Annotated in this window: 16 protein-coding genes; 4 read left to right on the top strand and 12 right to left on the bottom strand. The window is 70.4% G+C overall.

Going from position 1 to position 13,773, the window contains the following annotated elements:
* Positions 1-7: 7 nt before the first annotated feature.
* A complete protein-coding gene (locus SK854_RS34820; protein WP_319979381.1) occupies positions 8-568 on the bottom strand; it encodes a hypothetical protein in 561 nt (186 codons plus the stop codon).
* A gap of 101 nt (positions 569-669) precedes the next feature.
* On the opposite strand from SK854_RS34820, the gene SK854_RS34825 reads away from it, so the two are divergent.
* Both SK854_RS34825 and SK854_RS34830 read left to right on the top strand, forming a co-directional pair.
* Positions 670-1,107: an Hsp20/alpha crystallin family protein gene (locus tag SK854_RS34825; RefSeq protein WP_319979382.1), complete on the top strand. Its 438-nt coding sequence runs from the start codon at positions 670-672 to the stop codon at positions 1,105-1,107.
* 12 nt (positions 1,108-1,119) lie between these two features.
* Positions 1,120-1,377 (top strand): hypothetical protein, encoded by a 258-nt coding sequence (locus SK854_RS34830; RefSeq protein ID WP_319979383.1) that lies wholly within the window; start codon positions 1,120-1,122, stop codon positions 1,375-1,377.
* A 195-nt stretch (positions 1,378-1,572) separates the two neighbouring features.
* Here SK854_RS34830 and SK854_RS34835 read toward each other — a convergent pair whose 3' ends face one another.
* Complete coding sequence (locus SK854_RS34835) at positions 1,573-2,469, bottom strand: oxidoreductase (RefSeq protein ID WP_319979384.1); 897 nt, start codon at positions 2,467-2,469, stop codon at positions 1,573-1,575.
* A gap of 97 nt (positions 2,470-2,566) precedes the next feature.
* Between SK854_RS34835 and SK854_RS34840 the strand changes: the two genes are divergently transcribed.
* The gene (locus tag SK854_RS34840; protein ID WP_319979385.1) at positions 2,567-2,989 is read left to right on the top strand and encodes a PLAT/LH2 domain-containing protein; all 423 of its coding nucleotides are present in this window, start codon (positions 2,567-2,569) and stop codon (positions 2,987-2,989) included.
* 114 nt (positions 2,990-3,103) lie between these two features.
* Here SK854_RS34840 and SK854_RS34845 read toward each other — a convergent pair whose 3' ends face one another.
* Genes SK854_RS34845 through SK854_RS34855 form a run of 3 tightly spaced genes read right to left on the bottom strand, consistent with a single transcriptional unit; the run spans position 3,104 to position 5,535 of the window.
* Positions 3,104-3,937 carry a DUF1963 domain-containing protein gene (locus SK854_RS34845; RefSeq protein ID WP_319979386.1) on the bottom strand — a complete coding sequence of 278 codons (834 nt, stop codon included), beginning with the start codon at positions 3,935-3,937 and terminating at the stop codon, positions 3,104-3,106.
* A gap of 54 nt (positions 3,938-3,991) precedes the next feature.
* Positions 3,992-4,906: an SDR family NAD(P)-dependent oxidoreductase gene (locus tag SK854_RS34850; protein ID WP_319979387.1), complete on the bottom strand. Its 915-nt coding sequence runs from the start codon at positions 4,904-4,906 to the stop codon at positions 3,992-3,994.
* Positions 4,903-5,535, bottom strand: coding sequence for an NAD(P)-dependent oxidoreductase (locus tag SK854_RS34855; RefSeq protein ID WP_319979388.1), 633 nt, complete (start codon positions 5,533-5,535; stop codon positions 4,903-4,905). The genes SK854_RS34850 and SK854_RS34855 overlap by 4 nt, the downstream gene beginning before the upstream one ends.
* Positions 5,536-5,593: 58 nt before the next feature.
* On the opposite strand from SK854_RS34855, the gene SK854_RS34860 reads away from it, so the two are divergent.
* Positions 5,594-6,172, top strand: a complete 579-nt coding sequence (locus SK854_RS34860; RefSeq protein WP_319979389.1) for a TetR/AcrR family transcriptional regulator — start codon at positions 5,594-5,596, stop codon at positions 6,170-6,172.
* Here the strand turns inward: SK854_RS34860 and SK854_RS34865 are convergent.
* The 7 genes from SK854_RS34865 to SK854_RS34895 form a co-directional block, all read right to left on the bottom strand.
* The gene (locus SK854_RS34865; protein WP_319979390.1) at positions 6,169-7,515 is read right to left on the bottom strand and encodes an alpha/beta hydrolase domain-containing protein; all 1,347 of its coding nucleotides are present in this window, start codon (positions 7,513-7,515) and stop codon (positions 6,169-6,171) included. The two genes, SK854_RS34860 and SK854_RS34865, sit on opposite strands and share 4 nt — an antisense overlap.
* 22 nt (positions 7,516-7,537) lie before the next feature.
* Positions 7,538-8,314, bottom strand: a complete 777-nt coding sequence (locus tag SK854_RS34870) for an ATP-binding cassette domain-containing protein (protein WP_319979391.1) — start codon at positions 8,312-8,314, stop codon at positions 7,538-7,540.
* A complete protein-coding gene (locus tag SK854_RS34875; RefSeq protein WP_319979392.1) occupies positions 8,314-9,171 on the bottom strand; it encodes an ABC transporter ATP-binding protein in 858 nt (285 codons plus the stop codon). The genes SK854_RS34870 and SK854_RS34875 overlap by 1 nt, the downstream gene beginning before the upstream one ends.
* Positions 9,172-9,180: 9 nt before the next feature.
* The gene (locus SK854_RS34880; protein WP_319979393.1) at positions 9,181-10,122 is read right to left on the bottom strand and encodes an ABC transporter permease; all 942 of its coding nucleotides are present in this window, start codon (positions 10,120-10,122) and stop codon (positions 9,181-9,183) included.
* 7 nt (positions 10,123-10,129) lie between these two features.
* Positions 10,130-10,960, bottom strand: a complete 831-nt coding sequence (locus SK854_RS34885) for an ABC transporter permease (protein ID WP_319979394.1) — start codon at positions 10,958-10,960, stop codon at positions 10,130-10,132.
* Positions 10,961-10,980: 20 nt separating this feature from the next.
* Positions 10,981-12,528: an ABC transporter substrate-binding protein gene (locus SK854_RS34890; protein ID WP_319979395.1), complete on the bottom strand. Its 1,548-nt coding sequence runs from the start codon at positions 12,526-12,528 to the stop codon at positions 10,981-10,983.
* Between the two features lie 93 nt (positions 12,529-12,621).
* On the bottom strand, positions 12,622-13,722 hold the full coding sequence (locus SK854_RS34895) for an ArsR/SmtB family transcription factor (protein ID WP_319979396.1): 1,101 nt from the start codon (positions 13,720-13,722) through the stop codon (positions 12,622-12,624).
* Positions 13,723-13,773: the final 51 nt, after the last annotated feature.

Below are 13,773 nucleotides of genomic sequence, written 5' to 3' on the forward strand. Positions count from 1 at the left end.
CCCACGGCTACTCGAGCCCTGCCCTGCGGTTCTGGGTGTCGCGGCGCACCTGGTCGGTCTGCGCGGTGACCGCCGCGATCCGGTCGGCCAGCGCGGGGTCCGTCGTGCGGACCTGGTCGTGGGCGTCCGCCAGCGGGCCGAGCAACCGAGCGGCGTCGTTCTCCGACAGAGCCTCGCGAACGGCCGGATCCACCTCGCCGACGTGTCCGGCGAGGCTGCGCAGCGAACCGGAGTTGTCCCGTGCCCACCGCGATATCGCGCGATCACCCGCACGACGGTCACGTTCGGCCTGCACGCGCTCGTCCCCGGTCGCACCGTCCAGATCGGACGGTCGCAGGCGCAGGTAGCGGCGTTCCGCGGCCTGGCGGCTGGCCACCCCCAGCGCGGGCGCCAGCTCCGCCCAGCTCGTGCCGAGCTCTCTGGCGGCGGCGATCAGCTGGGGTTCCCAGTCCGTCAGCTCGGCCCGCAACTCGCGCAGCAGGACCAGCGCGGCCAGCACCTGGGTCGTGCTGAGGTCCGCGTCCGCGCTCGTGGCCGCACGGAGCGCCTCGTAGTCGCCGATCGCCATGTTGTCATCCTTTCGACGACATTCGTCTTGTCATCGTTCCGACGACATGCTACAACAGTGGTGCGCGTTGACAGCAGTCGAAAACATCGAGGAGGTGCCGGATGTTGATGCGCACTGACCCGTTCCGGGAGCTGGACCGCTTGGCACAGCAGGTGTTCACCGGGCCGGGCACGTGGTCACGGCCCACGGCGATGCCGATGGACGCCTACCGCGCGGGCGACGAGTTCGTGGTGGCGTTCGACCTGCCGGGCGTGTCCGCGGACGCGATCGAGCTGGACGTCGAACGCAACGTGCTGACCGTCAAGGCGGAGCGCAGGCCGACCATCACGGGCGACAACGCCGAGATGCAGGTCGCGGAACGACCGCTGGGCGTGTTCTCCCGCCAGCTGTTCCTCGGCGACACACTCGACACCGAACGCATCCAGGCCGCCTACGACGCGGGTGTGCTGACCCTGCGCATTCCGGTGCTGGAGAAGGCGAAGCCACGCAAGATCGCGATCACGAACACCGAGCAGGACGTGAAGCAGATCGACGCCTGACCGGGAGTGGTCGTGGTCGCGCGGACGTTGGACGAGGAGTTCCTCGCGCTGATGTGCGAGGACGAGGACCTGGTGCGCGCCGAGTTCGACGCGATCATCGAAGCGAGCTGGGGAGAGCCACCGCTTTCCCCGGCTCCACGCCGGCCGATCCCTTCGACGCCGTACCGGAACGTGGTCCGGCCGCACGGACAGGACCGCGTCCCGATCGGCAGAGCGGCTCGGCAGCGCTCCCCTCCGTCACGGAAGGCAGGTGATGCGTGGAAACGGTGAACAGCAGGAGCACGTCCGGCCGACCGCTCGCACCGTCAAGCCGACTCCACGGTGGCCGGCTCAACTGACGCCACCAAGCGCACGGGCGCAACGAACAGCGAGCCGCCCGGACTCCTCCACCCAGGTGGCCCCGTACCGCGAGAGCGCGGCGCGGGGTCACCTTTTTCTGTCCTCATCGGAGTGTCGTGACCGGGCTCAGGACTTCGCGGCCGGCGGGAAACTCACGCCGGTGAGCCGCTCCGACGCCTCCCACAGCCGCCGCGCCAGCACCGGGTCACTGGCCGCCGCCGACCGGCCGACCAGCGCGGGATGGCCGTGCAGCTCGAACCGTCCGTCCGGGCCGACGTAACTGGCGCCCGGCAGGTCCTGGGTCGCCGCGTACAACGACGGCAGCGCGCCCTGCGCCTCGGTCTGCGCGAGGTAACGCCCGGCCACGTGCACGATCTTGACCAGATGAGGGTTGCGGCCCTTGGTGCCCAGGTTCGTCGCCGAGTAGCCGGGGTGCGCGGACAGCGCGCGCACGGACGACCCGGCCTCGCGGCAGCGCCGTTCCAGTTCCAGGGTGAACAGCAGGTTCGCCAGCTTCGACCGGCCGTAGCCCTTCACCGGGGTGTAGCCGGAACGGGCGAGGTCGAGGTCGTCGAGATCGAGCACGCCCGCCTTGTGCGCGCCGGAGGCCACGGTCACCACGCGACCGGTCATCGAGGGCAGCAGCAGGTTGGTCAGCGCGAAGTGGCCGAGGTGGTTGGTGCCGAACTGCAGCTCGAACCCGTCCGCCGTGCGGCCGAACGGGGTCATCGCCACCCCGGCGTTGTTGACCAGGACGTCGAGAGTGCCCTGCCAGCCCTCGGCGAACGCGCGCACCGACGCCAGGTTCGCCAGGTCCAGTTCGCGGACCTCGGTGGTGCCGGACATGGCGGCCGCGGCCCGCTCCCCCGCGGCGACGTCGCGCACCGCGAGCACCGTGCGCGCCCCTGCCGCGGCGAAGGCGGTCGCCGTGCCACGGCCCACCCCGCTGCCCGCACCGGTCACCACGACGGTGCGACCGGTGAGGTCGGGAAGGTCGTCGGCGGTCCACTGGCGCTTCGTCATGATCGCCAGCTTAGGCGGCCGCCGGACGACCACTGAACGACCACCGTCCCCCGCGACCGTATCGGTGTCACGGTTTTCGTCGACAGGAAGAGAGAAGATGAAGATCCGCAGTGTGCTGCTCTGCGCAGCACTGGCCGTCCTCGGCACGCTCACGACGGTCGTACCCGCCTCGGCCGACGGCATCAGCACCTACTACCTCACCTTCCGCACCGGCAACCTGCCGAACGCGGACACCGAGGACGCCGTCCGGGTGACGATGTTCGGCACCGAGGGCAACTCCGGCCCGATGCAGGTCGACAGGGACTTCCGCCGCGGCGAGACGTGGACGTCCGGCCCGCACCGGCACCCGTCGTTCGGCACCATCGGCTACATCAGCCTGGGCAAGGGCGGCCGGGAGTCCGACGCCTGGTACTCCGAGTACGTCGACATCCACGAGGAAGCCACCGGCAGGGTCTACCACTGCGCGGTCAACGAGTGGTTCCCGCAGGAAAGCCTGACGCGGTTCTACGCCTGCGTGTGAGCTGAGCAGCCGGTGCGAGCGCGAGTGGAGGCCTCCTCACTCGCGCTCGCGCCTGCCTCCGGAGAGCGCGATCGCGTCCACAATGGACGAAAGCTGTGCCCAACGAAGTCGGACTCAGGGATTCCAGTCCACGAGGACCTGGGTGCGGTCGAAGCGTTGTGCGATCAGGTCTTCTCGCTGGATCACCCAGAAGATGGCGGCGCCTCCGCCTGACCGGTGGACGTTGAACTCCAGCAACAGGACCCAGTCGCCGGCGTCGGACGACGGCGTGCCAGGGCCGGGCCACCGCTCCGCCTTCTCCTCGGCGGCGGCGCAGAGGACGGCGATCTCGGTCGCGTCACTCCCGTTGCAGTCCGTGCCGTACCCGCCCAGCACCAGGGTCGCCCCGCCCCACTGGTCCGCCCACACCCGAGCCAGCGCCTCGGAATGGGGATGCCCCGGCATCGGCACGAGGTAGACGGGTGACGGCGCGGCGACCGTGCCGACGAAGGGCAGGGACACGTCGGCCGTCAGGTGGATGTCGCCCTGCGGGAACTCGTCGTGGTTCTCCGCGAAATCATCACCGCAGGCCGGATAGGACGAAGGATCCAGCTCCCGTTCCACGACGGCCGCGCCTTCCGGCACGTACACGACCTCGCCCATGCCGTGCTCTTCCGGATAGCCGAAGAACAGCAGCCTGCCGTCGGCCGGCAGCGGAAGATCCGTCGCTTCCCGCGGAAGGGCGGCGCAGTCGATGGTGGCGACCAACGGGTACTCCTGCGTCCCGACATCGGCGGGCAGCATGATCGGACCGCCGAACCGGCCCACGACCGGCCCGTCCCCGTCCAGCGCCAGGAGTGCGGAGGGGCGGACGAGCTCCATCCACCGCTCCACATCGGGTTCCGGGATCTTCCGCGCGAGCGCCTCGGAGCGGATCTGGTCGAGGATCTTCACGTTCCTGGGATTCACGGCGGCACCGTAACGCGGGGTACCGACAGTTCTGATCGTTCCCCAGCACCGAACTCATCCGTCCAGTTCTGCCCAGTCGGCGCTGAGTTGCCAGGCCTTGGCTCGCGTGGCGGGGTCGTAGGAGACGCCGGGCGACCGTTCCTCCTTGTCCCGCACGTAGTAACGGCCCGTCACGGTCGCGAGGCCGGGGTCCGTGGCCAGACGCAGTGCCGCCTCCGCACCGGCTTCCGGTGTCAGCAGACGACTGTGAATCAGTGACCGGAAGGGTCTGAGCGCGGCGGGCGTGATGTCGTCGACGATGCTCGTGCTCACGATCCCGGGGTGCACGGCGTTCACCGTCACGCCCTCGTCGTGCCACCGGTCGGCGAAGACGTAGCCGCAGATCGTGCTCAGCAACTTGGCCCGCGCGTAGGCGGTGAACGGGGCGAAGCCCTCGGCGGGGTTGAGCTCACGCAGGTCGGTGACGCCGTGGAGGTCGAGCGAGACGGGCCGGGGCCTGCCGGGCAGCGGCACCGAGCGGGTGTCGGACATGGTCGCCGAGACGACGTTGACGACACGGCTGGGCGCGGCGGCCTGGAGCCGGTCGTGCAGGAGGTAGGTGAGCGTGAACCCGGCCAGGTGGTTCACGGCCAGGTGCGCCTCCACGCCGTCGGCGGTCAGCCGCCGGTCGCGGTAGTGCGCCCCGGCGTTGTTGATCAGCAGGTGCAGCCTGTCGTGGCGGCGCGAGAACTCGGCGGCGAGCCGGTGCAGGTCGCGGCGGACGCCCAGGTCGCCGGTGAGCACCTCCACCCGGTCAGCGCCGAGCTCGCGCCGCAGGGCTTCTCCCCGTTCCGCGTCGCGGCTCGTGATGACGACGTGGGCGCCGGCGCGGACCAGTTCCGCGGTGATGACCCTGCCCATTCCGCCGGCACCACCGGTCACCAGCGCGACCTGGCCGCTCAGGCCGGTCCGGCCACTGTGGACGTTCATGCGGCGATCCCGGGGGTCTGGCGGACGAACGCCGGTCGCACGGCCTCTCGCACGAGGAAGTCGGCCAGGTCGGCGCGCGACACCGAGGAAGTCACGGTGACGCGCAGATCGTTGCCCGTGCGGTAGCCGCCGGTCGCCGGGGTGTCCTTCAGCGCGGGCGGCCGGACGATCGTCCAGTCCACGTCGGACTGCCGGATGAGCGCCTCCATCACCTCCTTGTCCCGCATCTTGTGCTTGACCGACGCCCAGAGCAGCAGGGAGTACAGCGACCGGTCACGGCTCTCCGCCGCACCGTGTGCGCTGACGGCGACGAGGCGGCGCACGTCCGTCTCCTTCATCGCGAGCAACGTGGCGCGGATGCCGTCCGAGCAGACCGTGGACGGGCCGCGGTCGTTGGTGCCGAGCGCGCTGATGACCGCCTCGTGACCCGCGACGACGTGGACCAGATCGGCCAGCACGGGCAGCACCGCCACGGTCAGGCCCGGCGCGGGCGGAATCGCGTCGCTGCGGCGCACAACGGCCGTGACGGCGTGCCCGGCTCGCAGCGCGACGTCGACGACAGCCCGTCCGGTGCCACCGCTCGCCCCGAGGACCACCAACCGGGAAACTTCTGAGTCACTGTGTCTCATAAGTTCCACTCTGCCGTCCCGCGTGCTTCTGAGTCAAGTTGTCTCATAAGATGGCGCCATGGCCGACTCCACCGACCCCCGCATCACCCGCAGCCGCGAGGCGATCCTCTCCGCGGCACGAGAACTCCTCCGTGAGGACGGTCCGGCCGCGGTCACCCACCAGAACGTCGCCAAACGCGCGGGAGTCGGGCGTGCGACCGTGTACCGCCATTGGCCACAGCCGAGAATGCTGCTCGACGACACGATGGCCGGGGTCCGGATGCCGTTCTTCCGAGACCCCGTCCCGCCCGTCCGCCCGTGGCTGGCGCGGCAGATGCGCACACTCGCCGATGAACTCGCCCTGCCCGAGGTGCAGGCGGTCACCGCGGCGCTGTTCCACGGACCACCGGACGAACCCGACGCGGCTGCACGACGCGAGCAACTCATCGCCACGATCAGCGGCCAGCTCGGCACAGCCCTCGACTCGGCGACCCGGACCGGCGAGCTCCAGCCGTCGGCCGACCTCCTCGACGCCCCGGCGATCATCATCGGCCCTCTGGTCTTCCGGACCATGTTCGAGCGCCGCCCGGTCACCGACGCGATGATCGATCACCTGCTGGAGGCGATCGGGACCTGGACCGGTCAGGTCGACCGCTAGGACGACACCGGAACATCCAGGCGCCGCAACTCCTCGGCGTCGATCGGCAGGTAGGTCTGCTCCCGCAGGTACTGCTCCAGCCGGTCCGCGACCCTCCGCCGCCACCTCTCGACGTCGCCGTACAGCTGCTCGAACGTGCTGGGATCAAAGGGGATCTCGTTGCCGTGGTACCAGCTGGGGCGGCCGAGCGGGGTCGCGGCGGTCAGGGTGGACGTGGGCACGTCCACGTAGGTGGTGCGCCAGCCACCGAGCGCGTTGCCGTGCTCGTCGCGCAGGATCTCGTCGGTGTCCCCCTCGGTGGCGAGCACCTTGCTCGCCACCGGTGCCCGGCCGGTGTCCGACCAGTCCAGCAGCGCCTGCCACACCGTGTGGTGGACGTGGCTGTTCGGGAAGGTGCTCCACCTCGCGCCGGACGGCAACGGGCATCCGGCGAGCCGTGCGCGGTCCGCGGCGGACATCTCCCTGGTCTCCCGGTGGGCCATGCCGGCCACCTCGTACAGGCGGAAGCTCGCGCTGTCGGCACGGCGGTGGCTCAGCCCGCGCACCTGCCCGCCGACCCCGCAGCGCCGGCGGACGCTCTGGAACTCGGCCTCGCCCAGCACCTCGATCACCGGGACGTCGACGTCGGGCAGGGCGGGGCCGCCGGACGCTCCCGGCAGGTAGCCGTCGAACGCGGGCGCGTCGCCGGGCAGCCGCAGCCGGTCGTGGTGGTGGCGGATGAACTCGCGCACGACGCCGCCGGTCTGCGAAATGCCGCCGAGGTAGACCTTCTGGGCCTTGATTCCGCTGCCGGGCAGACCTTCGCGCAGCGCGGCGGAGACCTGGGCCAGGATCTCCGGCGACTGCGGTGTCGCGTCCCACCACTGCCGCATGAACCTGTCGTACTCCTGCACCACGTCGGCGTAGTCCGCGTCCGGCGAGAACGGGATGGTGGCGGCGAACTGCTGGGAGAGCGGGCTTTCCGCGAACGTGAACGTGCGGTAGCGGTCCGGGTCGGCGCCCGCGATCAGCCCCATCGCCGAGGGCGCCTGCGAGTCGATCTCGACCCAGACGTGGTTGCCCCGCATGACGAACCGGTTGATCGCACGCCACACCGACGTGCCGCCCCAGATGTGGCTCGCCTCGGCGATCACGGTGCCGCTGAACCGGGCCGGGTCGGCCGGGCGGCGGATCAGGATCCTGGTGCCGTAGGGGGTTCCGGCGGCCGTGCCGGAGACGAGGTACTCCTCCTGGACGTAGTCGTAGCGCGCCAGCCGGTCGGTGCCGTAGGGCTCCAGCACGACGGCGCGGGAGCCGGGAACGTCGGGGTGCGGGCCGGTGACGATGGCCGCGTGGACGGTCATGCAGGTCCTTTCATCTGTGCCGTCACAGGGAAGGTGCGGCGTCGAGCAGGGTTCGGGTGTAGGGCTCGCGCGGGGAGTCGAAGATCTCGTCACGGGTGCCGAACTCGACCAGTGCCCCGGCGCGCATCACGGCGACCTGGTCGCTGATGAACTCGACCACCGCCATGTCGTGGGAGACGAACAGCATCGCGAAGCCCCGCGCCTGCTGGATGTCCTTGAACAGGTTCAGGATCTGCGCCTGGACCGAGACGTCGAGGGCGGAGACGGGTTCGTCGGCGACGAGGAGGTCCGGTTCGAGCGCGAGGGCCCTGGCGATGGAGATCCGCTGCCGCTGGCCACCGGAGAACTCGTGCGGCAGCCTGCCGAGTCCGGTGCGGGCGAGCCCGACCTCGTCGGCGAGCGCGGCGGCACGGTTCCGGCGTTCGGCGCGGGTGTGCAGGTCCTGCGCCCGGAACGGTTCGACGAGCAGGTCCTCCAGGGTCATCCGGGGGTTGAGCGAGTTGGACGAGTCCTGGAAGACCATCTGCATCCTCCGCCGGAACGGGCGCATCTTCTTCGGTGTCAACGAGGTCAGGGGCTGTCCGTGCACGGTCACCCGGCCGCGGTCCGGCGTCAGCAGGCCGACCGCCATGCGGCCGAGCGTCGACTTGCCGCTGCCCGACTCCCCCACCAGGCCGACGGTCTGACCCGCGTGCACCCGGAGGCTCACCTCGGTGACGGCGGCTGTGCGGCGCCGCGCGAAGAACGGTCCGGAGGAGAAGTCCTTGCCGACACCGTCGAGGTCCAGCACCACGTCCATCACGCGCCTCCCGCCATCGCGCGGGTCTGGTCCAGCACCGCGCGGTCGATCGTCGGCAGCCGGTCGACCCGGCGGCCGAGCCGGGGCGCCGCGTCGATCAGCGCGCGGGTGTACGGCTGTTCGGGCTGCGCGATGATCTGCGCGGTGGGACCTTGTTCGACGACCCGTCCGTCGTACATCACCAGCACCTCGTCGCTGTAGCGGGCGACCAGGCCGAGGTCGTGACTGATCAGCACGAGGGCGAGATCGAGCTCCTCGCGCAGCCGCACGAGCAGCCGCAGGATCTGTTGCTGCACGGTGGGATCGAGCGCTGTGGTCGGTTCGTCGGCCAGCAGCAACCGGGGACCGCACGAGATCGCCATGGCGATCATGACGCGTTGCCGCATGCCGCCGGACAGCTCGTGCACGTAGGCGTCGAGCACCTTCCGTTCACCGCCCAGGCCTACCTGCTCCAGCAGTTCCAGAGCACGGTCACGGGCCTGCCCGCGACTCAGCCCGAGGTGGTGGCGCAGTGGACGGATCATCTGGGTTCCTATGCGCAGCAACGGGTGCAGGGCGCTCATCGGTTCCTGGAACACGTACCCGATCTCCGCTCCCCCACGGGCACGGCGTCGTCTCGCCGGCTCGCCGAGCAGCTCCGTGCCGTCGAAGAACACCGAGCCCTCCGCCTTGATCTGCGGAGGCAGGATGCCCATCACGGCGGCGGCGGTGATGCTCTTGCCCGATCCGGACTCGCCGACGACGGCGAGCGTCCGTCCACGACGGACTTCGAAACCGACGTCCCTGACCAGCGGGAGGTCTCCGATGCGCGCCGAGAGCCCGGACACGCGCAGTACTGGCTCTGTTGTGGTGTGCACGTCGGCTCCTCAGTAGCGGATGCGCGGGTCGAGCAGCGAATAGAGCAGGTCGATCACGAGGTTGAGCAGGACGTAGACCACGGCGATGAAGAAGATGCAGCCCTCGATCACCGGGTAGTCGCGGCGTTGCACCGCGGTGAGCAGCAATTGCCCCAGACCGGGGATCGAGAAGATCGACTCGGTGACCACGGCGCCGCCCATCAGCGAGCCGGTGGTCAGACCGACGACGGTCACCATCGGCACCACCGCCGCGCGGAAGACGTACTTGCGGATCACCGTGCGTTCGGGCAGTCCCATCGACCGCGCGGTCGTCACGAACGGCTGGTGCAGCGAGTCCAGCACCCCCGCCCGGCTGTACCGGAACAATGTGGCCGCCTCCAGCAGTCCCAGCGAGATCGCCGGCAACGCCAGGTGGTGCAGGAACAGCAGGGGGTCCTCGGCGAACGAGACGTACCCCGCCACCGGGAAGACCTGCCACACCACCCCGAACACCGCGATCAGCAGGACGGCGAGCCAGAAGCTCGGCAACGCGATGCCGACCGACGACCCGAAGACCAGCACCCGGTCGAGCAGACCGTGCCTGCGGGTGCCCGCCGCGATGCCGAGTGCCGGGCCGATCAGCACGGCCACGGCGAGTGCGAGGACGGTGAGCTGCACCGTGACCAGCGCGTGCTCGGCCACGAGGCCGGACACCGCCTGGTCCGCGAAGAGCGAGTTCCCGAAGTCGAGCCGCACGACCCTGCCGAGCCAGGTGAGGAACTGGTCCCACAGCGAGGCGTCCAGGCCGAGCCTGGTCCGGACCTCCGCGATCTCCTCCGAGGTCGCGGCGTCGCCCGCGATGGCCGCCGCCGGGTCGCCCGGCGCCAGTCGCAGCATGACGAACAGGAGCACCATCGGGACGGCGACGGTGGGCAGCAGCGCACCGAGGCGCTTGAGGAGGTAGTTGGTCACGGGGTTCTCACTTCCTCGCCGACCGGGGGTCGAACACGTCGCGGAGGCCGTCGCCGAGCAGCACGAGCCCGAGCACGGTCAGCACGATCGCGAGGCCCGGGAACACCCCGATCCACCAGGCCGAGTAGAAGTACTGCTGGGCCGCCGACAGACTGGTGCCCCAGCTCGGCACGTCGGGAGGCAGCCCGATGCCGAGGAAGCTCAGCGCCGCCACGGACAGCACGGTCACCGAGAACGCCAGCGCCGCCTGCACGATCGTCACCGACAACGCCTCCGGCGCGACGTAGCGCAGCAGCACCCAGCTCGTCCGCGACCCCAGCGAGGTCGTCGACTCCACCATCGGCATCGCCTTCACCGCCAGCGCCGCACCGCGCACGACGCGGGTCACCATCGGGATCAGCACGACGGTCAGCCCGGTGATCATCGTGGCGACGCCGTCGCCCAGCACCCCGACCAGGCTGATCACCAGCACGATCGAGGGGAACGACATCAGGCCGTCCACCACCCGCATCACCACGGCGTCGACCCAGCGGAAGTACCCGCACAGCACCCCCAGCACGTAGCCGGTGAGAACGGCGAGGGCGGTGGTGACGGCGCCGATGCCCAGGGACGTGCGGGCGCCGTGGACCACCATCGTCCAGAGATCGCGGCCCTTCTCGTCGGTGCCGAACCAGTGACTCGCGCCGGGCGGGCGCAACGTGCTGGTGGGATCGACGCGGTAGGGGTCGCCACCGAGCAGCGGGGCCAGCAGGGCGAGCACGACCATCAGCCCGAGCAGCGCCGCGCCCGCCATCGCGGTCCGGTCGCGCATCAGGTCTCGGAAACGTTGTCGCAGCATGGTATTCCTTCGCATGAGAGCTAACGACCGAGCCAGACGTTGTAGAAGCCGCGGACCGTGCCGAGCGCCGGAGCGAACCCTCCGATGCGCGTGCTGGTGACGGCGAGGTTCCCCTCGAAACCGAGCTTCACGAACGGCAGGTCGGTCCAGACGAGCTCCTGCAGCTCGGTCCACGCGGCCTGCCGGGCGGGTTCGTCCGCGCCGGAGAGGATGCGGTTCATGAGCGCGTTCTTCGCCGGGGTGTTCCACCAGCCGGGGAAGCCGGAGCTGAAGAACACCACCGTCAACGGGTCGGAGTAGCTGGTGCCGGTGGCGAGGAACATGTCCCACTGCGCGGGGTCTGCGCGGCGCGAGGTGAAGCTGGTCTCGTCGGTGGCCTGGAGCGCGACGGTGATCCCGGCGGCGGCGAGTTGCTGACGGATCAGTTCGGCGTGCGGGTCGCGGCTGGGCCGGTACAGCACCCGCAGCGGCGTGCCGTCGTAGCCCGCCTTTGCCAGCGCCTTCCTGGCGCCCTCGACGTCCGGGGCCGCCCGGTAGATCTGGCTGCCCGCGGTCGAATGCCACGGAGAGGTCTCCAGGAACATGCCGGAGTCGTCGAGGAAGTTCTCGGTGGAACCGAGGCTCTGCAGGGCGATCTGCTTAGGGTCGAGCGCGCGCTGAACCGCCTGCCGCAACGCGAGGTTCGTCGCTGGCCCCTGTTTGAGGTTGAACTGCACGAGCCGGAACTGGCCGCCCGGCACGACGACCGGGTTCAGCTTGTCGTCCCGCCGGTAGCTCGGCAGCTGGTCCATCAAAGGACCCGACGGCGCGATGTCGACGGCGTCGGTCCTCAGCTGGTTCAGGACGTTGGAGTCGTTGTAGGGCACGAACTTGACGCGGTCGGCGTAGGCGGTCTTCGCCCCGCTGGCGCCGTCCGGCGGTTCGGCGCGGGCCTGGTAGCCGTCGAAGCGGTCGAGGATCACCTGGCGATCGGGCACGAACTCGCGCAGCTGGTACGGACCTGTGCAGACGATGCGCGGCAACGGCTTGTTCGGCGGCACGTCCGCCACGAGCCGCGCGGGCATGACGTAGGCGGCGGTGTCCGGAGTGGACAGCAGCGCGGGAACCGCGGAGCTGGGCTGCTTGAGCTCGATGACGACGGTCAGGTCATCGGCGGCGGAGACGGTGCCGAGGATCTTGCCGAAGGTCGCGCCGGGGCTGCTTCCAGCGTACCGCCGCAGTGACGCGACGACGTCCTCCGCGCGCAACGGCGAGCCGTCGTGGAACGTGACGCCCCCGCGCAGGCGGACGGTGTAGGTGGTGGCGCCGTCGTACTCGTAGTCCTGGGCCAGCCCGTTGTGCACGCCCATGCGGGCGTCGTTCTCCCAGAGCCCCTCGCACATCGTCGCGGCGGCCAGCCAGTTGCTCCGCAGCGTCGAGTACACGGGGTCCAGCGCGGTGGGCATGCTCGCGATCACGAGCTCCCCACCGCGGCGAGGGGTGGTCGTGTCCACAGTGGCCTTCGCGGCGCATCCGGCCACTGTGGACACCACGAGCGCTGCGGCGAGCAGCTGGCGAAGCGTCTTCATCGGCACTCCTGGGGACGTCGGGCGGCGAGTGGCGCCAAGTATGCGTCCGTCCCCGTGCCGGGGAGCCGTGAGTTACCGGGGGTGCGGTAATGGTCAGCCGACGATGCCGGAGACCAGGTCGTAGCCGATGCCGTAGAGCCTGCTGGTCTGGATGCGGTGCTGCACGGTGCGCCCGTGCCGTGCCGAGACGACCAGCCCGACCTCGCGCAGGCGCCGCAGGTGACGGGACACCTGCGGCTGCGTCATCCCCGTCCGCCAGGCCAGTTCGGTGGTGGTGCACTGCTCGTTGATCAGGTGCCGGCAGATCTCCAGGCGACCGGCGTCGGTGAGCACGAGCATCCGCTCCCGGATCTTGTCGAGGGTGTCCGCTCCCCGCGGCCCGTGCTGCTCGGCGGGGTACTGCACGACGACCGGCGGCTGCTGCGGCCAGTTCTTCAGCTTGTCGTCTTTGACCAGCAGGTGCGGATGCCCGAAGTGGGAGGGCACGAGCACCAGCCCACGCCCGCGCACCGTCACTGCCGCCTGCTGGAGCTTGCTGAACTCGACCGTGTGCTCGGCGACGTCGATGACGGCGTTGGGCGAGAGCGACCCGACGACCAAGGGCAACGGCTCCGTGCGCAACGACGCCTCGACCCGCTCGGCCGAGCGTTCGAGAGCGGGCCGCAACCGGCGCCACAGCACCCCGAAGAACGTCTCCGACGCCACGTGCAGCAGCCCGAGCAAGCGGGCGCGGAACCTCTCCGGATCCGCCACGAGCTCACCGGCCAGCACGCCACGCCGCGTGGACCGTTCCCCGCACGCCCGGACGAACGCCTGCGCGCCGGCGGCGTCGTCCAGCGGCCAGGCGAAGTTCTGCCGGAGCCCGAAGATGGCCATTCCGGCCATCTGGATGAACACGCCGAGGTCGAGATCCGCGATCTGGGCGAGCTCGGCCTCCAGATCGCCGGAATCTCCCGGCGCGAGCGGCAGCATCAGCCGGGTGCGGAACCGGGCCCACAGCGGGGCGAACGCGACGCACTCCGCCGCCGCCGGTCCCGGCAGGTCGGCGAGCACCCTGCGCACCCACGTGCCCCGGTCCGGGTGGTGGCCCGGTTCCGCCAGCACGTGCAGGCACGCCATGAGCTCGGCGGTCGCCGAACACCGGGCCGACACCTCGGCCGGGCGCACGCCGTGCAGTCGCAGGAGGACCGACATGACGACCGAGTGTAGGCCGCGACCGTCCGATCAGGATTCCGCGAGCACCCG

Origin of the sequence: Lentzea sokolovensis (assembly GCF_033949975.1) — a bacterium.
GTDB lineage: Bacteria > Actinomycetota > Actinomycetes > Mycobacteriales > Pseudonocardiaceae > Lentzea > Lentzea sokolovensis.